This is a genomic window from Streptomonospora nanhaiensis (assembly GCF_013410565.1).
Classification (GTDB): domain Bacteria; phylum Actinomycetota; class Actinomycetes; order Streptosporangiales; family Streptosporangiaceae; genus Streptomonospora; species Streptomonospora nanhaiensis.
The window spans coordinates 3,916,811-3,939,772 of the sequence record NZ_JACCFO010000001.1; the positions used below are offsets into that span (position 1 = coordinate 3,916,811).

Here is a 22,962-nt window from a genome sequence, read left to right on the forward strand (position 1 = left end):
ACCTGCCGCTGAGCCGGCCGCCGCCGCGGCCCCCGTCCGAATGGCGGGTTTTGGCCAAACCCGGGCCGCGGTCCGGCTCGCGGGTGGCACTATGTCGAGGTGGCCCCCGATCGTCCCCTCCCCAGTGCCGACGCCGTCCTGGCGTGCGCGGCCGACGCGATCGTGGCCGTCGACACCGACCTGCGGGTGGTCCTGTGGAACCCGGCGGCCGAGCGGCTGTTCGGCTGGAGCGCGGCCGAGGTGGTCGGCTGCCCGCTGCCCATCGTCCCCGAGGAGCTGACCGCCGAGCACCACGCCATCCTGGAGCGGGTGCGCGCGGGCGGGCCGCTCACCATCGTCAGCCGGCGGCTGCGCCGCGACGGCAGCGTGGTCGACGTCCGGGTCGCCACGAGCTGCCTGTTCGACGGCTCCGGCGGGCTCACCGGCTGGGCCACCGTCTACCACGCCTACGAGGACATCGGCGCGGTGCAGAGCCGCATGACCGAGCGCGCGCGGCTGGTGCGCCGGCTCACCGACGTGGTCGCCGACATCAACGCCGACCTCGACCTCGACGCCGTGCTGGACCGGATCGCCCACAGCCTCACCGAGCTGACCGGCGCCGACGCCGGCGGGTTCGCGCTCATCGAGGACGATCAGCTGCGCCTGGTCAGCCTCACCCAGCTGTCGGACCACCTGCGCGGCTACCGTGCGCCGCTGGAGACCAGCCTGTTCGGGGAGCTGCTGCGCAGCGGCAAGACCGTGCTGCTGGCCACCGACGACACCCGCAGCCTCGACGACCTCATCTGGGCCGACCTGGAGGGGCTGCACACCATCGCGCTGGGCGTGTCCAACGTCCAGGGGCGGCCCTACGGCGCCCTCTACGCCCTCTACAGCCGGCGCAAGGTCGGCCACATCGAGCTGGAGCTGCTGGAACTCCTGGCGGCCCACGCCGGGGTGGCGCTGGGCAACGCCATGGCCTACCGCGAGATCGTGCGGCAGCGGGCGCACGAGCACGCCGTGGTCGACTCCAGCGCCGACGGGATCGCGGTGCTGGGCGCCAGCGGCCTGGTGCGCAAGTGGAACCGCTCGGCCGCCGAGCTGACCGGCTACACCGCCGCCGAGGCGGTCGGGCGCCACCCGCCCTTCCCGCTGCCGGCCGCCCAGGGCGAGAACATCCGGCACCGCCTCGACAACGGCCGGTGGCTGGAGATCCTCATCACCGACATCCCCGAGACCGGGGAGCGGGTCGTGGACTTCCGCGACATCAGCCAGGCCAAGGCGCTGGAAGAGGAGAAGGACCTCTTCCTGGCCACGGCCGGGCACGAACTGCGCACGCCGATCACGGTCGTGCAGGGGTTCGCCAGCACGCTGGCGGGGCGCTGGGACCAGCTCGACGACCGCTCGCGGCGGGCGGCCGTGGACACCATCGCCGACCGCTCGGCGATCCTCGCCCGGCTGGTCGAGAACCTGCTGCTGGGCGCCGACGCCCGCGAGGGCGACCAGCGGGGCGGCGGGCCATTCGACCTCGAACGCCTGCTGCGCGACAGCGCCACCGCGTTCCGCCCGTTCTCCGCGCGGCACACGTTGCTGCTGGAGCTGCCCGAGCGGCTGCCCTGGGCCCTGGGCGACCCCACGGCCACCGACGTGATCGTGGGCCAGCTGCTGGAGAACGCGTTCAAGTACTCGCCCGAGGGCGGCCGGGTGGTGCTGAGCGCGGCGGTCGAGGACGGCCGCGTGGCGGTCTCGGTCGAGGACGAGGGCGTGGGGATCGCGCCCGGCGACGAGGAGCGCATCTTCGGCCGGTTCGTGCAGGGCGAGGCCGGCGACCGCCGCAGGTTCGGCGGGATCGGGCTGGGGCTCTACATCGCCCGCCGGCTGGCCCGCGCCCAGGGCGGCGACGTCACCGCGCACCGGCGCGCGGCGGGCGGCACCCGGATGAGATTCACATTACAGTCGGCGCCTCCCGGCGAAGCCGACAAGCCGGACAAATAGCGGTTAAAGGGCTGTGCGCGCCGTTCGCGTCCCGCTCACCGGGCCCCCGGTGGACGCCGCACCTGACATCAGCGGCGATGATGTGTTTCCGGGGGTGGGTAACGGGGCATTTCGGCCCTGGCAGGGTCGCATACCAGGACTTTGCCGCGAACCGACCAGACCAATACCGGCATCAACCGGGTCGGGACGTGGGCGGCAGGCTCGTGCTCCCGTTTTGCGAACGGACGCGCCGACGAACGGGAGAGGGACGTGTCGAGGAACGTACTGCTGCCGCACGCTCCGTCGAGCGTGACCAGCGCCCGCCGGCGCATGTGCTCCGACCTGCGCGCCTCGGGCATCGAGACCGGCAAGATCGACGACGCCGCCATCGTCCTCAGCGAACTGCTGAGCAACGCCCTGCGCCACGCCGCGCCGCTGCCCGACCCCTTCCCGCCGGGGTGTGTGCAGGTCTGCTGGGAGGTCGGCGGCACCGACACCGCGGCCTCGTGGCTGGAGGTCTCGGTCCGCGACGGCGGCGCCGAGACCCTGCCCCGGCTGGCCCGCCCCTCGCTGTCGGCCCTGGGCGGGCGCGGGCTGGGCATCGTCGAGCACCTCGCCGCCAAGTGGGGCACCGAGGTCGACGACACCGTCACCACCGTCTGGGCCGTCCTTGAGGTCGAGGTCCCCGCGCCCGCGCCGCGGCCCCCGCGCGCGGCCGCGTGGCCGGGCCCGCCGGCGCCGGCCGTCGGCGGCGACCGCCGCGGCGCCCCGGCGGACCCCGGCGAGCGCGCGTGGAGCGCGCGCAGCCACGCCACCTGGGCGTGATCCGCCGCGCACAGCGTGCGTTTCCGGGTAGCCCGGATTCTTGGCCGCAGACCGTGACCGATGGAGCGAAACGCCGTCGGCGATGTGGCCACCACTCCTGGTGGGCGCTACAGTCTCGACTGTGGAGTTGAAGATCTCAAGTCAGTCTCAGGGCGATTGCGCAGTGGTCACTGTGCGCGGCGAGATTGACCTCTATACGGCACCGCAACTGCAGAGCGGGCTGCTGAACGCGCTTGAGGACGGCGCCCGGCGGCTGGTCATCGACATGTCGGGCGTGGAGTTCTGCGACTCCACCGGTATGAGCGTGCTGCTGTCGGCCATGAAGCGGGCCCGCGAACGCAAGGGCACCCTCGAACTGGTCGCCCCCAAGCCGGCGGTGCGCAAGATCCTTGAGGTCACCGGCCTCATCTCCGTGTTCACCGTCCAGGACTCCCTCGACGCCCTCCCCATGGCGGCCGGTTCCGGTTCCACCGCCTAGGCGGCGCCCGATGACCGATAACCCGGGTCCCGGCGGCGCGGTCGCGGTCATCATCCCCGCCAAGGACGAGGCCGATCGCGTCGGCGCCACCGTGCGCGCCTCCGCCCTCCTGCCCGGCGCCGACCTTGTCGTGGTCGTCGACGACGGTTCGCGCGACTCCACCGCCGCCGTGGCCGCCTCGGCCGGCGCCCGCGTGCTGCGCCACGCCCGCAACCGCGGCAAGGGCGCGGCGATGGAGACCGGCGCCGAGGGCGTGCGCCTGATCGAGCAGTGCGCCGCGCCCCCCGCCCGCCCCCCGCGCCACCTGCTGTTCCTCGACGCCGACCTCGGCGACACCGCCGCCGGCGCCGCGCCGCTGGTGGAGCCCGTGCGCGCCGGCGACGCCGACATGACCATCGCCCTGTTCCCCGCCACGCGGATGCGGCTGGGCGGCCACGGCTTCGTCGTGCGGCTGGCCCGCGAGGGCATCCGCCGCGCCACCGGCTGGGAGCCCGAGCAGCCGCTGAGCGGCCAGCGCTGCCTGACGCGGGCGGCGTTCGAGGCCGCCCGCCCGCTCGCCGCCGGGTTCGGGGTCGAGACCGGCCTGACCGTCGACGTGCTGCGCCGGGGCATGCGGGTCGTGGAGGTCGAGGTCCCCCTGGAGCACCGGCCCACCGGCACCGACCTGCGAGCCCAGGCCCACCGCGCGCGGCAGTTCGCCGACGTCGGGCGCGCGCTGGCCGAGCGCGAACTCGGCCCCGCCCTGGAGCGCGGGGCCCGCCGGCTGTCGGCCGAGGCACGCGCGGCGGCGCTGGCCGCCTCGCGAACGTTCGTCCGGCATGGGGCCGGTTTCCCGAAACGCGGAGAGTATCGTTCCCGTGACACTCCGTAGCGGCTAGGCTGCGCGGTGTGGTTACTACCTTGACTACGTCTCTGGTCGTTGTCGGCGTGCTGGCCGGACTGGGCGGTCTGGCGGTCGGCACCTACGCGTTCCTGACCGCCCGCTCCTCGATCGAGGACTGCCGCTCCATGATCGAGCGCATGCTGCCCGACGGCAGCGGGGTGGACGCCCGCGCGCTCCGCGACGTCGCCGTGGTGCGCTACGACGCCCTGGAGGAGATGTCGGGCGCGCGCTCGTTCTCCCTGGCCCTGCTCAACGCGGTGGGCGACGGTGTCGTGGTGACCTCGATCAACGGCCGCACCGAGTCCCGCACCTACGCCAAGGCCATCGAGAAGGGCCGCGCCCTGGAGGCGCTGTCGCCCGAGGAGTACCGCGCCATCCGCGCGGCCCGGCTCGGCCAGGCGCCGAGCGAGGTCGCCGGCGAGGACGCCCCGGCGGCGGCCACCGCGCCGCGGAAGGTGCCCGGCGCGCGCGTCCCCCAGCCCGCGCCGGCCGAGCCTTCGGCCGGGCCGGCGGTGTCGCCGCCGGCGCCCGAGGCCCCGCCCGAGCCCGCCGCCGACCAGCCGGCGGTGCGCACCCTGGGCGCCGCACCGGGCGCGGCCCCGGTGCGCAAAGCGCAGGGGGCCGCGAACTAGCCGTCCCGTGCGGGTGGCCCGGGGCCGCCGCGTGCGGTCCCGGGTCTTCCCATGTCACGGCCGCACCACCGCTCCCGGGTATAACCTGGCGGATATGCGCTATGCCTATCTCGGTCCCGAGGGCACGTTCACCGAGGCCGCCCTGCGCGCGCTCATGCCCCAGGCGCCCGAGGCCGACCTCGTGGCCTACCCCGGGGTCGACGCGGTGTTCTCGGCCATCCGCCGGGGCGAGGTCGCCGGCGGCGTCGTGCCGCTGGAGAACTCCCTGGAGGGCGGCGTCAGCGCCACCATGGCGGAGCTGATCAACGGCGACCCGCTGCTGATCGCCGCCGAGACCGCGCTCCCGGTGCGGTTCACCCTCTTCGCCCGCGACGGGGTGGCGCTGGCCGACGTCAAGCGGGTGGCCACCCATCCGCACGCCTACGCCCAGTGCCGGGGCTGGCTGGCGCGCAACCTGCCCGACGCCGAGGTCTTCACGGTCTCCTCCACGGCCGCCGCCGCCCAGGCGGTGGCCGAACCCGGCGCGCCCTACGACGCCGCGGTCTGCGCGCGCGTGGCCGGCGAGCGCTACCGGCTCAACGCCCTCGCCGAGGGCATCGGCGACCGCTCCGACACCGCCACCCGGTTCATCCAGCTGGTGCGCCCCCAGCCCCTGCCCGAGCCCACCGGCGCCGACCGCACCTCGCTCGTGGCCTTCCTGGCCGACGACCACCCCGGCGCGCTGATCGAACTGCTCCAGCAGTTCGCCGTGCGCGGGGTCAACCTCACCCGCCTGGAGTCCCGCCCCACCGGCGACGGCCTGGGCCGCTACTGCTTCTGCCTGGACGCCGACGGCCACGTGGCCGACCCCGCGGTCGGCGAGGCGCTGATGGGCCTGCGCCGGATCTGCAAGGAGGTCCGCTTTCTCGGCAGCTACCCGCGGGTCGGCCTTGGCACCGAGCTGAGCCCGTTCCTGCCCCCGCGCGGCACCACCAGCGCCGACTTCTACGAGGCCGAGCGCTGGCTCGCCCGCGTCCGCGCGGGCGAGCCCGGCTGAGCCCGGCCCGGCCCGCGGGCTACGCCGGCGCGGCCGCGCCGCGCGCCCCGGCCCGCTCCCGCTCGACCGCGCGGACCAGTTGGCGGTGCAGCGCCCGCTCCAGCGCCGCGTCCTCGGGGCGGACACAGGCCAGCCGCTCCAGCGCGGCCAGGATCTCGGCCGCCGTCATGGCGCCGAGCGCCTTCATCGGCCACGGCTGCCGCGCGGGGGCCGTCGGGGTCACGGTCACGGTCTCCTGCCTTTCGTCGTCGTAGGCGGCGGGCGCCCCGGACCGCGCCGCCCGCGGCGCCCGCCGGTGGTGACACGGCGCGGCGGCCCGGTCATGACGCCGGACCGCGCGGGTTTCCGCGTTTTCTCCGTCCCGCGCCCGCCGGCCGGCGGCTGGGGAAACCGGATGTCGGTGCGCGCGAACCCCGGTAGCCTGCAACCGTGATCGACCTTCGTGCTCTCCGAGACTCACCCGACCGACTGCGTGCCTCGCAGCGCGTCCGCGGCGAAGACGACGCCGTCGTGGACCGCCTGCTCGACCTGGACTCCCGGCACCGCGCCGCCCTCACCCGCTTCGAGGGCCTGCGCGCCGAGCAGAAGAGCGTCGGCAAGTCGGTCTCCGCGGCGGCGCCCGAGGAGCGCGAGTCCCTGCTGGCCCGCGCCAAGGAACTGGCCGCCGAGGTCAAGCGGGCCGAGGCCGAGGCCGGCGAGCTGTCGGCCGACCTCGACCGCCTGCTGCGCGAGGTCCCCAACATCGTCGAGGACGACACCCCGGTCGGCGGCGTGGACGACTTCGTCGTGGTCGAGGAGGTCGGCACCCCCCGGGAGTTCGACTTCACCCCGCGCGACCACCTGGAGCTGGGCGAACTGCTCGGCGCCATCGACACCGACCGCGGCGCCAAGGTCTCCGGCGCGCGCTTCTACTTCCTCACCGGGGTCGGCGCCCAGCTCGAACTCGCCCTGCTCAACCTCGCCATGCAGCAGGCCGCGGCCAACGGGTTCACCCCGATGATCCCGCCGGTACTGGTCAAGCCCGAGACCATGGACGGCACCGGGTTCCTGGGCGCCCACGCCGACGAGGTCTACCGCCTGGAGGCCGACGACCTCTACCTGGTCGGCACCTCCGAGGTCCCCCTGGCCGGCTACCACGCCGGCGAGATCCTGCCCGCGGAGTCCCTGCCCACCCGCTACGTCGGGTGGTCGCCGTGCTTCCGCCGCGAGGCCGGGTCCTACGGCAAGGACACCCGCGGCATCATCCGCGTGCACCAGTTCAACAAGGTCGAGATGTTCGTCTACACCCATCCCGACCACGCCCACGAGGAGCACCTGCGGCTGCTCGCCTGGGAGCGCGAGATGCTCGACAAGCTGGAGCTGCCCTACCGGGTGGTCGACATCGCCGGCGGCGACCTCGGCGCCAGCGCCGCGCGCAAGTACGACTGCGAGGCGTGGGTGCCCACCCAGGGCCGCTACCGCGAGCTGACCTCCACCTCCAACTGCACCGACTTCCAGGCGCGCCGGCTCAACATCCGGTTCCGCGACGACTCCGGCAAGCCGCGCCACGCCGCCACGCTCAACGGCACGCTGGCCACCACCCGGTGGATCGTCGCCCTGCTGGAGAACCACCAGCGCGCCGACGGCTCGGTGGTCGTGCCCGAGGCGCTGCGCCCGTTCGTCGGCCGCGACGTCCTCGAACCCGTCAAGAAGTAGGGCCGTGCGGCGCGGCGGGGCCGCGGCCCCGCCGCGCCCGGTCCCCTACAGGTAGGGGCCGGATCCGCCGCGGCCCTCCGGGTCCTGCGCCGCCACCATGCCGGTCGGCAGCGCCTTGCGCATGTTCTCCAGCTGGGCGCGCGCGGCCATCTGCTGGGCGAACAGGGTGGTCTGGATGCCGTGGAACAGGCCCTCCAGCCAGCCCACCAGCTGGGCCTGGGCGATCCGCAGCTCGGCGTCGCTGGGGGTGCCGTCCTCGGTGAACGGCAGGGTCAGCCGCTCCAGCTCCTCGACCAGTTCGGGCGCCAGGCCGTCCTCCAGCTCCTTGATGGAGTTGGTGTGGATCTCGCGCAGCCGGACCCGGCTGGCCTCGTCCAGCGGCGCGGCCTTCACCTCGTCGAGGAGCTGGCGGATCATGCTGCCGATGCGCATGACCTTCGCCGGCTGCTCGACCATCTCGTTGAGCGGGCGCTGGCCGGAGCCCTCCTCGCCCTGCGTGTCGCCGGCGCCCGTGGCGCCGCCGGAACCCACGACCAGCACCTGGGGCTGCTGTTCCTCGTTGAAGTTGCTCATGAATCCTCACCTTGCGGCGTGATTGGGGGACCGTCCCCGCGGACGGGGCGCACCGGGGGTCCCGGTGGTCTGGCGGTCAGCGGGTCAGCACGATCTTGCCGACGTGCGCGCTGGACTCCATGATGCGGTGCGCCTCGGCGGCGCGCGGCAGCGGCAGCGTCTGATCCACGATAGGCCGGATCGTGCCCGCCTCGACCAGCGGCCACACGTGCTCGACCACGCCCGCCACGATCTCCGCCTTCTCCGCGGCCGGGCGCGAGCGCAGGGTCGTGGCGTGCACGGACAGGCGCTTGACCAGCATCCGGCCGAGGTCCAGCTCGGCGGAGCGGCCGCCCATCAGGCCGATGACGGTGAGCCGCCCGTTGACGGCCAGGGAGCGCACGTTGCGCTCCAGGTAGGCCCCGCCCATGATGTCGAGGATGACGTCGACGCCGGCGCCGCCCGTCTCCTCCTTCACCCGCGCGGCGAAGTCCTCCTCGCGGTAGTTGATGCCCACGTCGGCGCCCAGTTCGCGGCAGCGCGCGAGCTTGTCGGCGCTGCCGGCGGTGGTGATGACGCGGGCGCCGCGCGCGTGGGCGAGCTGGACGGCGAAGGTGCCGATCCCGCTGCCGCCGCCGTGGACCAGCAGGGTCTCGCCCTCGCGCAGCCGGCCGATCATGAACACGTTGGACCACACCGTGCACGCGACCTCGGGCAGCGCCGCCGCCGCCACCAGGTCCACGCCTTCGGGCACGGGCAGCAGTTGGCCCACCGGAACGGCGACGCGCTCGGCGTAGCCGCCGCCGCTGAGCAGCGCGCAGACGGGGTCGCCCACCGACCATCCGGAGTCGGCGGTGCCCGGCCCCAGTTCGGCGATCCGCCCGGAGCACTCCAGTCCGGGGTACTCCGGTGCGCCGGGCGGGGGCGGGTAGTTGCCTTGGCGCTGGTTGACATCGGCCCTGTTGACCGCGGTCGCGGTGACCTCGACGACGGCCTCGCCGGTGCCGGGGACCGGATCGGGGACCTCGGACCAGGTGAGGACGTCGGGGGCGCCGGGTTCGCTGATGACGATCGCGTGCATGCCTGCACGCTACCCACCCCGCCCCGGGCGCGACCGCGCCCGCCCGGCCGGGGTGCCGGGGCGGCCGTCGCGCCCGTCGCGGTGCGTCATCGGCGGTGACCGGTTTTGGCGCCGGTTCGTATCTTTGTTGACGGAGGGGAGAATAATCGTGAGTCCGGGTCTGGTCTGCCGGTTCCCCCATGGAGCAGATCAGGCGGCAGCGATCGGACATCGCGCACCTGAGCAAGCGTCTCTTGAGGAGAACCGCGTTGGCACACCGAGAGCACGACGGTTCGGAGCATGCCGGTACGCGTGCGTGGGACAGGGGGCACGACCAGGGCGCCGAGCGCGACCCTCGGCACGTCGCGGAGCCGGATCCCTCTCCGGCCGACCAGTGGTTCGGCGAAGCCGCCCTTCCCCCGCCGCCGCCCTATGCCATCGACGAAGGCGCCGTTCCCCCACCGCCCTACGCCGTCGAAGGCGCGGGTCCGTTCGACGGCCCGCAGGCTCCGCAGCCGCACGAGCGGTACGGACAGCAGCCGGCCCCGCCGGGGCCCCACTCCCAGCCCCCCGCGCCCGCCCAGGGCCAGGACCCCTACGGCTACGGGCCGCCGAGGGGCCAGGGCCCCGAGCCGCGCAGCGCCTCCCCGCAGGGCCCGGCGCCCGAGGAGCCGGGCTACGGCTCCCCCGCCGAACCCCCGCGCGGCGAACCCGCCGCGCCCCGCGGCTCCCATGGCCAGGAGGGCTACGGCTGGCACCAGCCGCCCTCGGCGCACCCCGGTGAGCGCCGCCCGCCCGAGCCCCCTGCCCCGCCGCGGCCGATCGCGCCCGAGCGGCAGGCGCCGCCCGTGGCGTTCAACGGCCGCCCGATGCGGCCCGCCTCCCCCGGCCCGGTGCCGGGTACCCCCACGACCGGCCGCCCGTTCGTGCCCGTTGACGGCGCGCCCGAGGCCCGCCCGGCCCCCGATCCGGCGCCGGAGCCCGCGCGGCCGACCGCGGACACCGCCGACGACCCCACCCTGCGCCTGGACGACCAGCAGGCACCGCCGGCCGCCGCGCCCGCGCCGCCCGCCGAGGGCACATGGCAGCCGCCCGCACCGCCGCAGGCCGATCTCGCTCCCGCCGCCGACCCGGTGCCGCCCGCTCCCGACGCGGACGTGCCCGAGCCCGCCGAACGCGACGACCCCGCCGCCTCGGCCGCCGTGCCCGACGCTTTGGCCGCCGAGCCGGAGGAGCCCGCGCGCACCGCCGACTCCGGCGAGGCGGAGCCCACCGCGTCCCGGCTCCCGCCCGAGCCGCCCGCCGCCGACCCCGGCCCCGCGGCGGACCCGGCCGCCGGCACCGGCGAGGGGGCGCCGGAGCCCGCGGCCTCGGCCTGGGCGCCGCCCGGTCCGCCCGCCGCGCCCTTCAGCCCGCCCGAGCCGCCCGCCGCGCCCAGCGGCCCGCAGCTCAACGGGCTGCACCACACCTCCGGCCCCGGCCGCCCCGGCCCGCTACCGGGGTGGGAGCCGCCCGAAGGGCTCCCGGAGCACGCCGGTCCCCACACCCGGCCCGCCGACGACACCCCGGCCTGGACCTCCGCCGAGCCGGTGGGTCCGCCGCCGGAGGAGGACGACCCCGCTTCCAGCGCGGCCCCGGCCGTGGGCGACGGCCCCGGGCGGCCGCCGCGCGTGCGGCCCGCCGAACCGCCGGCCGCCGGCCCCGCGCCCGCCTCCGAGGAGGTGCCCGAACCCGAGCAGCTGCCGCCGCTGCCCCCGACCGCGGCCCGGCCGGGCGCCGCCGCGCCCGCCTGGGCTCCGCCGTCCGCGCCCACCGGCCCCCAGCCGGCGTCCGCCGCCCCCGGCGGCGGCTCCGCCGACGGCGCCCCGCCGCCGCCCGAGGCGTGGTCGCCCGACTCCGGCTACGCCGTGCCCGACCCGCGCGGCACCACGGCCCCGCCGCCTCCGCCCGAGTGGGGCGCCGGCGCCGAGGCCGCCGCCCAGCGCCCGCCCACCGGCCCGCAGTCCGGCGGCGCGCCGGCCTACGGCCCGCCCACCGGCGGCGGTCCCGCCTACGACCCCTACCGGGGCCACGGCGGGGGCCGCCCGCCCTACGGTCCCCCGGCGGCGCAGCCGCTCACCGGCCCCGCCGCCAGGCCCGCCACGGGTCCCCACCCCGCCCAGCCGTTCCAGTACCACGCCCACCTGGCTGGCGACTCCCCGCAGGGCGCCGATCCGGGGCAGGCCGGCCGCCCGGAGACCTCCGAGGACCTGCGGGCCGAGACCCTGGTCGGCGGCAGGCGGCGCGGGCCCAGTTCGGGCTGGCGCAAGATGCTGCACACGGCGACGTTCGGGCTGGTCGACGTGGGGGAGTCGGCGGCGGAGCAGCGCCGCGCCGAGCTGACCGCGCGCGCCCGAACCCACGTCGCCGGCGGCCACCACCGCGTGGCCGTGCTCAGCCTCAAGGGCGGGGTCGGCAAGACCACCACCACGGTGGGCCTGGGCTCCACGCTGGCGTCGCTGCGCGGCGACCGCGTGCTGGCCGTCGACGCCAACCCCGACCGGGGGACGCTGTCGGACAAGGTCCGGCTGGAGACCGCCGCCACCATCCGCGACCTGCTCAACGAGAAGGACTCCATCACCCGCTACGCCGACATCCGGGGGTTCACCTCCCAGGCGGTCAGCCGGCTGGAGATCCTCGCCTCCGACCGCGACCCCGCGGTCTCCGAGGCGTTCAGCGAGCAGGACTACCGCGAGGTCTCCTGGCTGCTGGAGCACTACTACTCCATCTGCCTCACCGACTGCGGCACCGGGCTGCTGCACTCGGCGATGCGCGGCGTGCTGGGCCTGGCCGACCAGGTCGTGCTGGTCAGCTCGGCCTCGGTCGACGGCGCGCGCAGCGCCAGCGCCACCCTGGACTGGCTGGAGGCCCACCAGTACGGCTCGCTGGTGCGCGGGGCGGTGGTGGTGCTCTCGATGGTGCGCACCGGCAAGAGCGCGGTCGACCTCGACCGGCTGGAGCAGCACTTCGCCAGCCGCTGCCGCGCCGTGGTGCGGGTGCCCTGGGACGCCCACCTGGAGGAGGGCGCCGAGATCGACCTGGACCGCCTGGCGCCGGCCACCCGCGACGCCTACCTGCAGTTGGCGGCGACGGTGGGCGAGGCGTTCGCCTGGCCGCGCTGACGCGGAGCGACCCGCCCGCCGGCCGCGCCGCCCGCGGCCGGCGGGCGCGGTGCGGAACCGCCGGCGCGGCGGTGTCCGGGGGAGAGCGGAGGGTGTGGGATTCGAACCCACGAGACCCCGTTAGGGATCTTGTGCTTTTCAAGAGCACTGCACTCGGCCGCTATGCGAACCCTCCCGTGCCGCCGACCGCGTGGCCGGGCAGCCGGGGCACAGCATAGCGCAGCGGTCCGCGGCCGCCCGGCCCCTCGGCGCGCCCGACGCGGTGCCGCCGGGGCGCCTGCGGCCGCCGGGCCGCCCGGTGCGCGCGGTGCAAACGATGCCGCACTTTCCGTGCTCGTCCGACCGCGGTTACGGATAATCCCACGTCGGCGGGGTTTCGCTTGCCCCTCCCGGGCCGGGAGCGTTGCCACCGGATTCGGCGGTGCATACCATCGTCGGCATGGCGCCTGCTGAGCATCCGCGGATGAGCGACGTCGCCGAGCGCGCCGGTGTCTCGCTCTCGACGGTGTCCCGGGCGCTGCGCGGCGCGCCCGGGGTGGCCCCCGCCGTGCGCGAGAACGTGCTGCGCGCCGCGGCCGAACTCTCCTACGTGGTCTCGCGCGGCGCCTCCAGCCTGGTCACCGGCCGTACCGGGCGCATCGCCGTGCTGGTGCCCTTCCTCCAGCCGTGGTTCTTCGGCGTGGCCCTGGCCGGCATGAACACCCGGCTGCGCGCGGCGGAGCTGGACATGCTCGTGTACCAGGTCGGCGACGTCGAGGAGCTGGACGGCTACGTCCGCTCGCTGCCGCTGCGCAGCAACGTCGACTGCGTGGTGGCGGTGTCGCTCGACCTCGACGAGGGCGAGATCAAGCAGCTCGACGAGCTGGGCCTGCCCGTGGTGTTCTGCAGCCAGCGCGTCGAGGGCCGCCCCAGCGTCTTCATCGACAACACCGGCGCGGCCCGGGGCGCCACGCAGCACCTGCTCAACCTCGGCCACACGCGCATCGCCTACATCCACACCCGCGACCAGACCGGCTTCTCCTGGAGTTCGCAGGAGCGGCGCCGGGGCTACGAGCAGGCCATGGCCGAGGCCGGCGCCGAGCCGTTCGTGGTCAGCGAGCGGCCCGGCCACGACGGCGGCGCGCTGGCCATGGGGCGGCTGCTGTCGGTGTCGCACCCGCCCACCGCCGTGTTCGCCGAGTCCGACGACGTCGCCATGGGCGCGCTGCGGGTGCTGCGGCGCTCGCGGCTGGAGATCCCCGAGGCGATCTCGGTCATCGGGTTCGACGGCAGCGACTTCGCCGAGCTGCTCGACCTCACCACGGTCGCCCAGCCGGTGTTCGAGATGGGCGTGCGCGCCGCCGAACTCGCCGCCGACATCGTCGAGACCGGGCGGCCCAGCACCGCGCAGGTGGAGCTGCCGACCACGCTGCTGGTCCGCCAGTCCACCGCCGCGCCGCGCAGGTCGCGCAACCTCACGGTCCGCGCCGCGCCGCACTCCTGAACAGGGCCGGCTACTCCCGGCGGCCGATCAGCGTCTGGTCCAGGAAGCACCAGGCCCAGTCCTCGCCGGGCTCGGCCGAGGCGGCCAGCGGGTGGTCGGCGGCGTGGGCGTGCGCCGAGGCGTGCCGGTTGGGCGAGGAGTCGCAGCAGCCCACGTGCCCGCAGGTCAGGCACAGCCGCAGGTGCACCCAGTCGCGTTCGCCCGCCCGCAGGCAGTCCACGCACCCGGCCGCCGCCGGCAGGACCGGGCGGATCTGGACCAGGTGCGGGCAGGAGGAGTCGGGGTCGGCGGCGAAGTCCACGACCGCGTGGGGGTCGGGGTGGTCGCCGGGGGGCGCGACGCCGCGGCCCAGGCGGCGCAGCACGCTGTCGGTCAGCGCGGCGCCGACCGTGCGGGCGGTGTCGACCACCCGGTGCACTCCGGCGGGCGCCAGCTCGGCGGGGTCGGCGGTGTCGACCGGCCGCGCCAGGATCGGGGTGTCCGGCACGAGCTGGCGCACCACGGCGGCGATCTGCGCGGTCTCCTCGGCGGAGTTCTCGGCGATCACCACGGCCGCGGCCGTGAACAGCCCCGCCTCCTCCAGCACGTTGCGCCGCAGCGGGTCGCCGCGCACCACGGTGTGGCCGGCGGCCTCGGCCACGGCGGCGAGGTCGGGGCTCAGCGTGGTCACGGTGACCGGGATGCCCCGGCCGCGCAGGCCCGCGGCGAGTTCGGCGGCGACCGGACCGTAGCCGGAGACCAGGACCGGCGCGGCCGAGCCGGGGGCCGGGACGTCCTCGGGCGCGGCGGACGCGGCGGCCGGGCGGCGCCGGCGGGCGCCGACCGCGCGCCCCAGGCGGTCGCCCAGGGCGGACAGGGCGGGGGTGGCGGTCATCAGCAGTACGGTCACGGCGATGAGCACCTGTTCGCCGTCGGCGCCCAGCCCGGCCGGCTCCAGGCCGACGGCGGCACCGGAGCGCTGCAGCACGAACGAGAACTCGCCGATCTGGGCGAGCAGCAGCCCGCCCGCCACGGCGGTGGAGGCGCCCACCCCCAGCGCCGACAGCGCCAGGGCGCCGGTGACCGCCTTGACCACCACCACGGCCGCCGCCAGCAGCAGCACCAGCCACCACAGCTCCAGCAGCGCGCGCAGGTCCAGCAGCATGCCGATGGAGACGAAGAACGTGGCGCTGAAGAGGATCTGCAGCGGCAGGACCTCGCCCAGCGCGTGGGCGCTGTGCCGCGACTCGCTGACCACCAGCCCGGCCAGGAAGGCGCCCAGCGCCACGCTCACCCCGGCCAGCGAGGTGAGGTAGGCGGTGCCCATGCCGATGGCCACCACGGTGAGCAGGAAGACCTCGGGTGAGCAGGCGCGGGCCACCCGCTCCAGCAGCGGCGGCATGACCTTGCGGGCCACGACCAGCACGACCACGAGCACCAGCGCGGCGGTGCCCAGGGCGCGGGCGATCTCCAGCGGGCCCTCGCCCTGGCCGCCCAGCAGCGGCACGAGCAGGACCATCAGCACCACGGCGAGGTCCTGGAAGATCAGCGCGGCCACGCTGCCCTGGCCCAGCGTGGAGGTGGTGCGGCCGGCGGCGGCCAGCACCTTGAGGACGATGGCGGTCGAGGACAGGGCCACCAGGAACCCGGTGAACACCCCGGTGCGCCAGTCGGCGCCGAAGGCCATGACCAGCCCGGCGGTGACGGCGACGGCCAGCAGCACCTGGAGTCCGCCGCCCACCAGCACGTAGCGCTGGATGGCGGCCAGGCGCTCCAGCGAGAACTCGATGCCGATGGTGAAGAGGAGCAGGATCACGCCGATCTCGGCGGCGGCCTCGACGGTCTCGGTGGTGGCGACCAGGCCGAGCTGGTGCGGGCCGATCACCACGCCCGCCAGCAGGAACCCCACGATGGGCACGATGCGCAGCTGGATGCTGAGGTAGCCGATCAGCGCGGCGGCGCACAGCAGCAGCACCACGGGCGGCAGGAAGGCGGGGTCTCCTCGGCGGCCAGCAACATGGGCGTCCCTTCTCGCGCGGCCCGCCAGGGCCGGGGCGCCGACAGCATATGCGGCGCCCGCGAACGCGGCGAGGACCTACGCCGAAGGCGGAACGAGGGTGGCGGCTTATGTTACCGATGAGTAGGATCAGGCGGCATGACGACCATGGACGCCGACACGGCGGAGTTTGTGAAATCGGGATTCCTCGCCGCGGTGCCCTTCGCCCGCACCCTCGGCGTGGAGTTCGTGGAACTCGACCACGGGCGCGCCGTGCTGCGGCTGCCCGACAACCCCGACCACCACAACCACGTGGGCGGCCCGCACGCGGGCGCCATGTTCACCCTCGCCGAGTCCGCGTCGGGCGCCATCGTGATCGGCACGTTCGGCGACCTGCTCGACCGCGCGGTACCGCTGGCGGTCAGCGCCGAGATCCGCTACCGCAGGCTCGCCATGGGCGAGGTGCTGGCCGAGGCCCGGCTGGCGCGGCCGCGCGCGGAGGTGGTGGCCGAACTCGACGCCGGCGAGCGCCCGGAGTTCGGCGTCGACATCGAGCTGCGCACCGCCGAGGGCACCCCCACCGGCGCCATGACGGTGGTGTGGACCCTCAAGCCCAACGCCTCCTGACCGGCCGGAGCGGACGGCGGCGGCCCGCACCTCGTCCGGTCCGACCACGGACCCGGCCGAGCGAACCCACCGAGTGAGCCGGCCGCGGAGCCGGCCCGCGCGGGGCGCCGCCGCGGCCCGGGAAATGTCGTACCTCCTGGGTAGCGTGGGAAATGTCGGCAATCCCGCCGGCGACCACTCGCGATCGCACACGGGGGCAGCCATGTCCACCACCGCTCAACCGGCATCCGGCGTGCGGGTGCGCGCCGTCCTCCGCGCCCGCGCCGCGCTGCGGGCGTCGGCCGCCCGGCGCGCCGCCCCGGGCGCCGCCGACCCCGCCGCCTGCGCCGCGCCCGCCCGCCCCGAACCCTCCGCGGGCACCGCCCCGAAGGCGGGGCGGCCGTGATCTTCGGAGCCGACCGCGACTCCTTCGCCGAGGCCGTGGCCTGGACCGCGCGGGCGCTGCCCGCGCGGCCGGCCATGCCGGTGCTGGCCGGCATGCGCCTGGAGATCGCCGAGGGCTCCTCCACCCTGCGGCTGTCCAGCTTCGACTACGAGGTCTCGGCCCGCGCCGAACTCGACGTCGACGTCGAGGCCCCCGGCGCCGTGCTGGTCTCGGGCCGCCTGCTCGCCGAGATCGCCCGCAACCTCCCCGCCGCGCCGCTGCGGCTGCGGGCCGACGGCGCCCGCGTGCTCGTCACCTGCGGCAGCGCCAAGTTCACCCTGCTCACCCTGCCGCTTGAGGACTACCCCACCCTGCCCGACATGCCGCGCACCACGGGCCAGGTCGGCGCGGAGGCATTCACCGCCGCCGTCCGCCAGGTCACCCCGGCGGCCAGCCGCGACGACACCCTGCCCATGCTCACCGGGGTCAATATCGCCTTCCGGGGCGACACCCTCACCCTGGCGGCCACCGACCGCTACCGCATCGCCGTGCGCCACCTGTGGTGGAAGCCCGAGATCCCCGACCTCGACACCGCCGCGCTGGTGCCCGCGCGCACGCTGCACGACATCGCGCGCTCGCTGGCGCCCGGGTCCAACGTCGACATCGCGCTGTCCGCGGCGGCCCCGGGCGCCGCCGCGCACGGCGACGGCATGATCGGCTTCGACAACAGCGGGCGGCGCACCACCACGCGGCTCATCGACAGCGACTTCATCCCCTACCAGAACCGCTTCCCCGCCGAGTCCGCGGCGCGCGCCACGGTCCCCACCGGTCCGCTGATCGAGGCCGTCAAGCGCGTCGCCCTCGTGGCCGACCGCAACACCCCGCTGCGGCTCTCGTTCACCGAGCGCGAGGTCGTCCTTGAGGCAGGCTCGGGCGACGACGCCCAGGCGGCCGAGGCCCTCGACGTCGAGTTCAGCGGCGATCCCCTGCGGGTGGCGTTCACCCCCGAGTACTTCCTCGACGGCCTGGGCGCCGTGCAGACCGAGTCCGCCCGCATCGACTTCACCCAGCCCACCAAGCCCGTGGTGGTGTCCGACGTCCCCGCCGACCCCTCCGCGCCCTCGGAGTTCCGCTACCTGGTCATGCCCTTGCGGGTGCCCTAGCGGCGGCTAGTCGGGGCAGCCCTCCATGTTCTCGATGTCGTGGTTGATGTCCAGCGGCGTGAACTCGTAGTGCTGGGTGCGGTAGCGCAGCAGCCGGTGCGACATCGGCACCACCCAGCCCTGGAGCATCGGGTGGCGGCGCGCCAGCAGGAGCGAGGCGCGCCGCTCCTCGGCTCCTTCGAGCAGCCGCACGTGGCCGCGCACGGCCGTGCCCCGGGGCTCGCCGCGGAACGTGCACGGACGCAGGTCGGCGTCGGAGTTGCGGCTGAGCCGCTTGGCCTTGCCCGACTCCTGCCAGGTGCGGAAGATGACCCGGTCGTCGGCCACGACCACGCTGACGGGCGTGCTCTGCGCGCTGACACCGTCGCTGCGGTAGGTCAGCAGCAGGGCCGTCTTGTACCGGCGGAACGGCTGGACGAGGGTGGCTGAGTTCATTGCGGTGAACCCCCTGAGCGGTGCGGCGGTACGTGCCTCTCCCACTCTCTCCCATGGGAGTGGTCTGCGTCACCCTCCGCGGCCGGATCGCGCCGGGCGGCGTGGCCGCGGCGGGCGGTGGCGCGGGCGGTGCCCATGGGAAAACGGCGCGGCCCGCACCCCTTGGCTTCCCACGCAAAGCCGCCGGACACCCGCCGGGAAATCCCGGCGCCCGGCCGGGGAACTCCCGCCGCGGGCCTTCGGCCGCGGCGCGACCATTGCGCGGCCATCCGCTGTTTCGGATGTGCGTTTCCCCGGTGGTGTGCCGGGGCGAATGGGGCAGGCGCGGGCGGGGCCGAACGCCTAGACCGCCGTATGGGACGCGCCGTCCGCCCGGCCAGGGCGTCCGGAAGTGAACACCGGGAGGCGGCCGGGAATCGGCGGATGAAGCGGGGAGTGGAGAAAAGAAGTCGGCCAATCGGGGTTTATCCACAGGCTTTTTTGACCGCTCCACAAAACGCGCGGCTTTCCCGCGCGTTGCCCACAGGGTTATCCACAACTTGTAGATAATGGCGGGGGCGTGTGGACGACGCTGCCGACCTCGGCTTACTCGCTTTCGGTCAAAGCCGAGCCGCCGCCCTGCCCGACCGAAGTCTCCATGCCCAGTTGCGCCCGGCGTCCGCGCTGGTAGCCCGCCCGGTACCCGGCGCGGTGGTGGGTCCGCTCGGGCCGGGTCGGCTTGAGCTGCGGGAAGCGGCGCTGGAAGTCCTCGCGGACCCGGTCGACGTCGGTGCGCAGCACGACCTCGGCGCCCACGGAACCGCCCGCGCCGTCCGCGCCGCCGCCGGAGGCGCCGGCGGAGCCCCCGGCCGCGGAGTCCTCGCGCAGGCGCGCGCGGAACTCCCGGATTCGCTCGGCCACCGCGTAGCCGTAGGCGCGCACGAACGACCGGTAGAAGCGGCTGCGCTCGGTGGCCAGTGCCGAGCGGTCGTAGTTGCGCAGCTCGCGCAGGTTGGCGATGTGCTCGCGCGCGGTGAAGCGCGCCGACGCCTCCATCTGCATGCTGATGGAGGGCAGCAGCACCCGCAGCGCGTCCAGCGCGGTGACCGTGCCGACGATGATGAGGGTGCGCTCGGTGTTGGCCGAGGTGTTGCCCCGCACCGCCGACTGGCAGCCGTAGGCGGCGGCGATCCCGGCCAGCGCCTTGACGCGGGCCTTGCCGTGGCCGCCGACCCCCGAGACGGGGAAGTCCAGCCGCGAGACCGACTCCGCGGCCTCGCCGCGCTCGGCGCGGGCCTCGGCCTCGGCGATGGCGTGCCGGGTCATCAGCTCGGCGGCCTTGGCGGTGAACGCCTGGCTCTCGGCATCGGTGACCGCGGGGTCCTCCGCCATCCGGAGGAGCCCGCGGACACGCTCGATCATCCTCTGACGAGCACTGGTCGACATAGAGCGCTTGGTCGTTCCCCGTTGTGTGAGCTTGCCGTCGTGTGCGCCGGGAGCGGGCTCCCGGCTCAGACCCCGTGCAACAACGGGATCAGGCGGCCTTGTTCCCCGCGACCATACCGATGATCCCCAGAACGACCCAGATCACGGCGGCGGAGGCCACACCGGTGACCACCGCGCCGAAGAAGCCCATGCTGAAGAGGGAGGCCAGGGTGATGCCGATGCCCGCGAGCACGGCCGGGCCGCCCGCGAAGCGCCAGGGGTACTGCCCGGCCCAGCGGCGGGCGCGGCGGTCGCCCTTGCCGCCCAGCAGGGCCACACCGCCGCCGACCAGGGCGAACCAGAAGATGGCGGTGCCGATGGGGCCGGCGATGGTGACCGCCGGCAGCGCGAGAAGGAAGGACAGCGCACCGGCGACCGCGCCCGCCCCCGTGGCGATGCCGGTGGGCCACATCAGTGTCGCCGCGTGCACGGGCATAAGCGAGTTTCCGCGCTCCAGCGTCATGTCTGCTCCTTTGAGTCCGGCTTGGTCCGAGCCGGGCCGTCCAGCCTGTCTCCGCCAAGGATGCCCGCACGGTGGCGGACCTACATCAGGGCACATCCCTGACTTACCCCTGACGGAGGGTTCCGGCACCTGCCGCGTGTCCCGGCCATCGCGGGCCCGGCACAAGGCAATGGGCCGACCGCGGGGCGCGGCCGAACGGTCCCACCCCGCCCAACGAGCGGCCGGGGCGCTGAGTGCCCGGCCGGGCGCGCCGCGGCAAGGCCCGGCCGCCCGGTGAGGGCCGCTCAGGTCCGCCCGGAGTGGTCGCGCCGGACGACCGCGGGCGCCGCGGCCTCCAGCCACTCGGGGCCCACCACGGCCGTGCGCCGCGCCCCGGCGAAGGCGTCGGGGCGGTCGGTGACGACCACGGTGAACGCCTCGGGCCGCGCGGAGACCGGCAGGGCGCCGGCCGCCGAGGCGACCACCTCCACGCCCGCCACGGGGGGCGGGGCGCTCCCGGCGCCGCCCGTCAGCAGCACCGTCCGCGGGTACCACAGGTGCAGCCCGGCGGGCGCGAGCCCGGCCGGAAGCGCGTCGGCGGCGACCCCGGCGGCGCTGAGGGCCGCGAGGTCGTCGCGCAGCCGCAGCAGCGCCGCGTCGCGGTCCCCGCCCCCGCCGCCGTCGCGGCCGCCGGCCGCGCCCGCCACCGCCGGCACGGCGGGGGCGTCGACCACCAGCGCCAGGCGGTGCGCCAGCGCCTCGCGCAGCAGCGGCCAGGTGCGGCCGAACGCGGGCAGCAGCCGCAGCCCGTCGATGTCGGCGACATCGACCCAGCGCAGGTCGTCGCTCTCCCAGTTGGCCGGCTCCAGGCGGGCGGCGGCCGGCGTGCGCGCCAGCACGGTGTCGTAGCGCCACACCGTGTGCTCCTGGCGGTGGACGCCGATCAGTTCGATCTCGCCGACCTCGCCGGCGACCTCCTCGCCGAACTCGCGCAGCGCCGCCGACACGGAGTCCTCGTCGCTGTTCAGGGCGCCGCCGGGCACCCCCCAGGTGTCGCCCTGGTGGCTCCACACCGCGCGGTGCTGCATCAGCACCCGGCCGCCGCCCGCGCCCGCGGAGTCCGCGCACAGCAGCAGGCCCGCGCTGCCGTAGCGGCCCCACCGGCGTGTGCCGTCGGGCAGGTGGACCCAGCCGTCGCCGTCGCCCGCATCCGCGCTCATCCCACCTCCAGGTCGGCCGCGGCGCCCCTGCGCCGCGGCGGCCGGCGCCCCGCGCCGCTCGCCGTCTGTGCCTCGCACCAGTGTCCAGCGGGGGACACCGCCGCCTGTACCACCCTGCACATCACGGCCGACTCCGGCCAGTGCCCAAGCCCCCCGAAACGGGGCGGACCGCTAAAATTCCACAGCGATGACCTTCAGGACGGCGCCACCGGCCCCCGCCCCGGCACCCTCGGCGGCGGTATCGGTCGTGAGACTGCCCCTCTACACCCTCGACCTCGCGAGGCGGTACTGGGCGCCGTTGCTGTGCGTGTACCTGGTCGGGTCCTTCATCCACGACATGCTCATGCGCAGCCTGGTCTTCGTGGCCGACTTCGACCAGAACATCGCGCTGATCGGCGTCGCGCTGGCCACCCTGGTCGAGCTCACGATGTTCATCGTGATGTTCCACATGCTGCGGCCGGCCCTGCCCACCGTCGACACCGAACTGGTGTCATCGCGCACGGGCACGCTGGGCGAGCGCGAGCGGCGCTGGGTCGACGCGGTCGCCATGGCGATCCTGCCGTTCCTGATCTTCTACAACGCCTGGGGCGTCTTCGAGGACGAGTTCCGCCAGTACACGACCACCCTGTTCAACGAGCGGGGCTTTGGCATGTGGACCGACGCCGCGTTCCTCAACGCGCTCGGCCTGCCGCTGGCGATCGCCCTCAGCGCCTACCTGCTGCGCGTCGTCTGCGACCGCTACTACACCAGGACGGACAACAAGGCGCTCGGACTGCTGTCGGTGGTCTTCGAGGCCAACTGGATGTTCTTCGCGTGCTTCTCCACGGCGCACATCTTCGGGTCCATCCAGGAGTGGGCGGCCGACCGCCGGGTGTGGGTGGAGTCGACCGGCGCCCTGTTGGAGGCCGTGCGCAGCCTGGGCGAGGCCACCTCCCTGCCGCTGGAGGCCGGCTACCTGGCGATGCTGCAGGGCCTGGGCGCCGCCGCCACGGTCTTCTGGGAGGGCGTCACGCAGCCGCTGGTGTGGCTGACCATCGCCGCGGTGATCTTCGGCGCCGAGATCGACCGGCACGAGGCGCTGTTCCGCAAGGGCACCCGGGCCGCCAAGGTCGAGGAGCTGCTGACCGGCGACCGGCGCGGGTTCGTGCACCAGATCAGCAGGTTCGCCCGGCAGGACACCGCCGAGCGCTACATGCCCTTCCTCAACGCCTTCCGGTTCATCCTGCGCGCCAGCCCGGTCTTCTTCCTCGGGTTCTGCCTGAACTATGTGCTGATCGAGCTGGGCTGCGACTGGCTCCAGCGCGGGGTGTTCGTCCTGATCGGGCCGCACGACTTCCTGGGCTGGTGGTGGCCGCTGCTGGAGCCGGTCCACCTCGCGGTGGAGGCGGTGCGGCACGTGCTGCGGGTGTGCCTGCTGGCGGTGACCTTCGAGATCACCCTGCGCAGTGTGACCGCGGCGAGCACGGGCCGCCGGGCGCGGGTGCCCGGCCGCGTCGGCTGAGGCGGCGGCGCGGACC

General features: G+C 75.2%; 21 protein-coding genes and 1 tRNA gene. 13 read left to right on the forward strand and 9 right to left on the reverse strand.

Annotated features, from left to right (window positions below; genetic code table 11):
• Nucleotides 1-99 precede the first annotated feature (99 nt).
• From HNR12_RS17160 to pheA, 6 genes are all read left to right on the forward strand, one after another.
• The gene (locus HNR12_RS17160; RefSeq protein WP_179768521.1) at nucleotides 100-1,971 is read left to right on the forward strand and encodes a PAS domain-containing sensor histidine kinase; all 1,872 of its coding nucleotides are present in this window, start codon (nucleotides 100-102) and stop codon (nucleotides 1,969-1,971) included.
• Nucleotides 1,972-2,220: 249 nt separating this feature from the next.
• Complete coding sequence (locus HNR12_RS17165; RefSeq protein ID WP_338119780.1) at nucleotides 2,221-2,775, forward strand: ATP-binding protein; 555 nt, start codon at nucleotides 2,221-2,223, stop codon at nucleotides 2,773-2,775.
• Nucleotides 2,776-2,896: 121 nt separating this feature from the next.
• Entirely contained in the window at nucleotides 2,897-3,253 is a 357-nt protein-coding gene (locus HNR12_RS17170; RefSeq protein ID WP_308118944.1) for an STAS domain-containing protein, read from the forward strand.
• 10 nt (nucleotides 3,254-3,263) lie between these two features.
• The gene (locus HNR12_RS17175) at nucleotides 3,264-4,124 is read left to right on the forward strand and encodes a glycosyltransferase family 2 protein (protein WP_179768524.1); all 861 of its coding nucleotides are present in this window, start codon (nucleotides 3,264-3,266) and stop codon (nucleotides 4,122-4,124) included.
• A gap of 29 nt (nucleotides 4,125-4,153) precedes the next feature.
• Nucleotides 4,154-4,768 carry a DUF4446 family protein gene (locus HNR12_RS17180; protein WP_179768526.1) on the forward strand — a complete coding sequence of 205 codons (615 nt, stop codon included), beginning with the start codon at nucleotides 4,154-4,156 and terminating at the stop codon, nucleotides 4,766-4,768.
• Nucleotides 4,769-4,862: 94 nt separating this feature from the next.
• A complete protein-coding gene (gene pheA, locus HNR12_RS17185; protein WP_179768528.1) occupies nucleotides 4,863-5,804 on the forward strand; it encodes a prephenate dehydratase in 942 nt (313 codons plus the stop codon).
• A gap of 19 nt (nucleotides 5,805-5,823) precedes the next feature.
• On the opposite strand, the gene HNR12_RS17190 is transcribed toward pheA, so the two are convergent.
• On the reverse strand, nucleotides 5,824-6,027 hold the full coding sequence (locus HNR12_RS17190; protein ID WP_179765513.1) for a hypothetical protein: 204 nt from the start codon (nucleotides 6,025-6,027) through the stop codon (nucleotides 5,824-5,826).
• A 206-nt stretch (nucleotides 6,028-6,233) separates the two neighbouring features.
• Here HNR12_RS17190 and serS point away from each other — a divergent pair, with 206 nt between their 5' ends.
• Nucleotides 6,234-7,499, forward strand: coding sequence for a serine--tRNA ligase (gene serS, locus HNR12_RS17195; protein ID WP_179768530.1), 1,266 nt, complete (start codon nucleotides 6,234-6,236; stop codon nucleotides 7,497-7,499).
• A 45-nt stretch (nucleotides 7,500-7,544) separates the two neighbouring features.
• On the opposite strand, the gene HNR12_RS17200 is transcribed toward serS, so the two are convergent.
• Nucleotides 7,545-8,072, reverse strand: coding sequence for a bacterial proteasome activator family protein (locus HNR12_RS17200; RefSeq protein ID WP_179768532.1), 528 nt, complete (start codon nucleotides 8,070-8,072; stop codon nucleotides 7,545-7,547).
• Between the two features lie 76 nt (nucleotides 8,073-8,148).
• Entirely contained in the window at nucleotides 8,149-9,132 is a 984-nt protein-coding gene (locus tag HNR12_RS17205) for an NAD(P)H-quinone oxidoreductase (RefSeq protein ID WP_179768534.1), read from the reverse strand.
• A 248-nt stretch (nucleotides 9,133-9,380) separates the two neighbouring features.
• Between HNR12_RS17205 and HNR12_RS29780 the strand changes: the two genes are divergently transcribed.
• Entirely contained in the window at nucleotides 9,381-12,272 is a 2,892-nt protein-coding gene (locus HNR12_RS29780; RefSeq protein WP_394353916.1) for a nucleotide-binding protein, read from the forward strand.
• A gap of 86 nt (nucleotides 12,273-12,358) precedes the next feature.
• Here the strand turns inward: HNR12_RS29780 and HNR12_RS17215 are convergent.
• A tRNA-Ser gene (locus tag HNR12_RS17215) sits at nucleotides 12,359-12,447 on the reverse strand.
• A gap of 264 nt (nucleotides 12,448-12,711) precedes the next feature.
• Here HNR12_RS17215 and HNR12_RS17220 point away from each other — a divergent pair.
• The gene (locus HNR12_RS17220; protein ID WP_246425108.1) at nucleotides 12,712-13,755 is read left to right on the forward strand and encodes a LacI family DNA-binding transcriptional regulator; all 1,044 of its coding nucleotides are present in this window, start codon (nucleotides 12,712-12,714) and stop codon (nucleotides 13,753-13,755) included.
• A gap of 10 nt (nucleotides 13,756-13,765) precedes the next feature.
• Here HNR12_RS17220 and HNR12_RS17225 read toward each other — a convergent pair whose 3' ends face one another.
• Complete coding sequence (locus HNR12_RS17225; protein WP_338119781.1) at nucleotides 13,766-15,712, reverse strand: cation:proton antiporter domain-containing protein; 1,947 nt, start codon at nucleotides 15,710-15,712, stop codon at nucleotides 13,766-13,768.
• A 177-nt stretch (nucleotides 15,713-15,889) separates the two neighbouring features.
• On the opposite strand from HNR12_RS17225, the gene HNR12_RS17230 reads away from it, so the two are divergent.
• The 3 genes from HNR12_RS17230 (at nucleotide 15,890) to dnaN (ending at nucleotide 17,884) form a co-directional block, all read left to right on the forward strand.
• Nucleotides 15,890-16,357, forward strand: a complete 468-nt coding sequence (locus HNR12_RS17230; RefSeq protein ID WP_179768536.1) for a DUF4442 domain-containing protein — start codon at nucleotides 15,890-15,892, stop codon at nucleotides 16,355-16,357.
• 202 nt (nucleotides 16,358-16,559) lie between these two features.
• Nucleotides 16,560-16,742, forward strand: coding sequence for a hypothetical protein (locus HNR12_RS17235; RefSeq protein ID WP_179768538.1), 183 nt, complete (start codon nucleotides 16,560-16,562; stop codon nucleotides 16,740-16,742).
• A complete protein-coding gene (gene dnaN, locus HNR12_RS17240) occupies nucleotides 16,739-17,884 on the forward strand; it encodes a DNA polymerase III subunit beta (RefSeq protein WP_179768540.1) in 1,146 nt (381 codons plus the stop codon). The genes HNR12_RS17235 and dnaN overlap by 4 nt, the downstream gene beginning before the upstream one ends.
• Nucleotides 17,885-17,890: 6 nt before the next feature.
• Here the strand turns inward: dnaN and HNR12_RS17245 are convergent, their stop codons facing one another.
• From HNR12_RS17245 to HNR12_RS17260, 4 genes are all read right to left on the reverse strand, one after another.
• Nucleotides 17,891-18,319, reverse strand: coding sequence for a PPOX class F420-dependent oxidoreductase (locus HNR12_RS17245; RefSeq protein ID WP_179768542.1), 429 nt, complete (start codon nucleotides 18,317-18,319; stop codon nucleotides 17,891-17,893).
• A gap of 585 nt (nucleotides 18,320-18,904) precedes the next feature.
• Nucleotides 18,905-19,720: a DUF2786 domain-containing protein gene (locus HNR12_RS17250; protein WP_246425109.1), complete on the reverse strand. Its 816-nt coding sequence runs from the start codon at nucleotides 19,718-19,720 to the stop codon at nucleotides 18,905-18,907.
• Nucleotides 19,721-19,832: 112 nt separating this feature from the next.
• On the reverse strand, nucleotides 19,833-20,246 hold the full coding sequence (locus tag HNR12_RS17255; protein ID WP_179768546.1) for a hypothetical protein: 414 nt from the start codon (nucleotides 20,244-20,246) through the stop codon (nucleotides 19,833-19,835).
• Between the two features lie 284 nt (nucleotides 20,247-20,530).
• Nucleotides 20,531-21,445, reverse strand: a complete 915-nt coding sequence (locus HNR12_RS17260) for an NUDIX domain-containing protein (RefSeq protein WP_179768548.1) — start codon at nucleotides 21,443-21,445, stop codon at nucleotides 20,531-20,533.
• A gap of 247 nt (nucleotides 21,446-21,692) precedes the next feature.
• Between HNR12_RS17260 and HNR12_RS17265 the strand changes: the two genes are divergently transcribed.
• The gene (locus HNR12_RS17265; protein WP_179768550.1) at nucleotides 21,693-22,946 is read left to right on the forward strand and encodes a hypothetical protein; all 1,254 of its coding nucleotides are present in this window, start codon (nucleotides 21,693-21,695) and stop codon (nucleotides 22,944-22,946) included.
• Nucleotides 22,947-22,962: the final 16 nt, after the last annotated feature.

What these genes read in the sequence shown, in the direction of transcription:
- HNR12_RS17235 (WP_179768538.1), top strand. Translation starts at nt 16,560, where the DNA reads ATGTCCACCACCGCTCAACCGGCATCCGGCGTGCGGGTGCGCGCCGTC.
- HNR12_RS17245 (WP_179768542.1), bottom strand. Translation starts at nt 18,319, where the DNA reads ATGAACTCAGCCACCCTCGTCCAGCCGTTCCGCCGGTACAAGACGGCC.
- HNR12_RS17175 (WP_179768524.1), top strand. Translation starts at nt 3,264, where the DNA reads ATGACCGATAACCCGGGTCCCGGCGGCGCGGTCGCGGTCATCATCCCC.
- pheA (WP_179768528.1), top strand. Translation starts at nt 4,863, where the DNA reads ATGCGCTATGCCTATCTCGGTCCCGAGGGCACGTTCACCGAGGCCGCC.
- HNR12_RS17230 (WP_179768536.1), top strand. Translation starts at nt 15,890, where the DNA reads ATGACGACCATGGACGCCGACACGGCGGAGTTTGTGAAATCGGGATTC.
- HNR12_RS17200 (WP_179768532.1), bottom strand. Translation starts at nt 8,072, where the DNA reads ATGAGCAACTTCAACGAGGAACAGCAGCCCCAGGTGCTGGTCGTGGGT.
- HNR12_RS17250 (WP_246425109.1), bottom strand. Translation starts at nt 19,720, where the DNA reads ATGATCGAGCGTGTCCGCGGGCTCCTCCGGATGGCGGAGGACCCCGCG.
- HNR12_RS17260 (WP_179768548.1), bottom strand. Translation starts at nt 21,445, where the DNA reads ATGAGCGCGGATGCGGGCGACGGCGACGGCTGGGTCCACCTGCCCGAC.
- HNR12_RS17205 (WP_179768534.1), bottom strand. Translation starts at nt 9,132, where the DNA reads ATGCACGCGATCGTCATCAGCGAACCCGGCGCCCCCGACGTCCTCACC.
- HNR12_RS17220 (WP_246425108.1), top strand. Translation starts at nt 12,712, where the DNA reads ATGGCGCCTGCTGAGCATCCGCGGATGAGCGACGTCGCCGAGCGCGCC.
- HNR12_RS17255 (WP_179768546.1), bottom strand. Translation starts at nt 20,246, where the DNA reads ATGACGCTGGAGCGCGGAAACTCGCTTATGCCCGTGCACGCGGCGACA.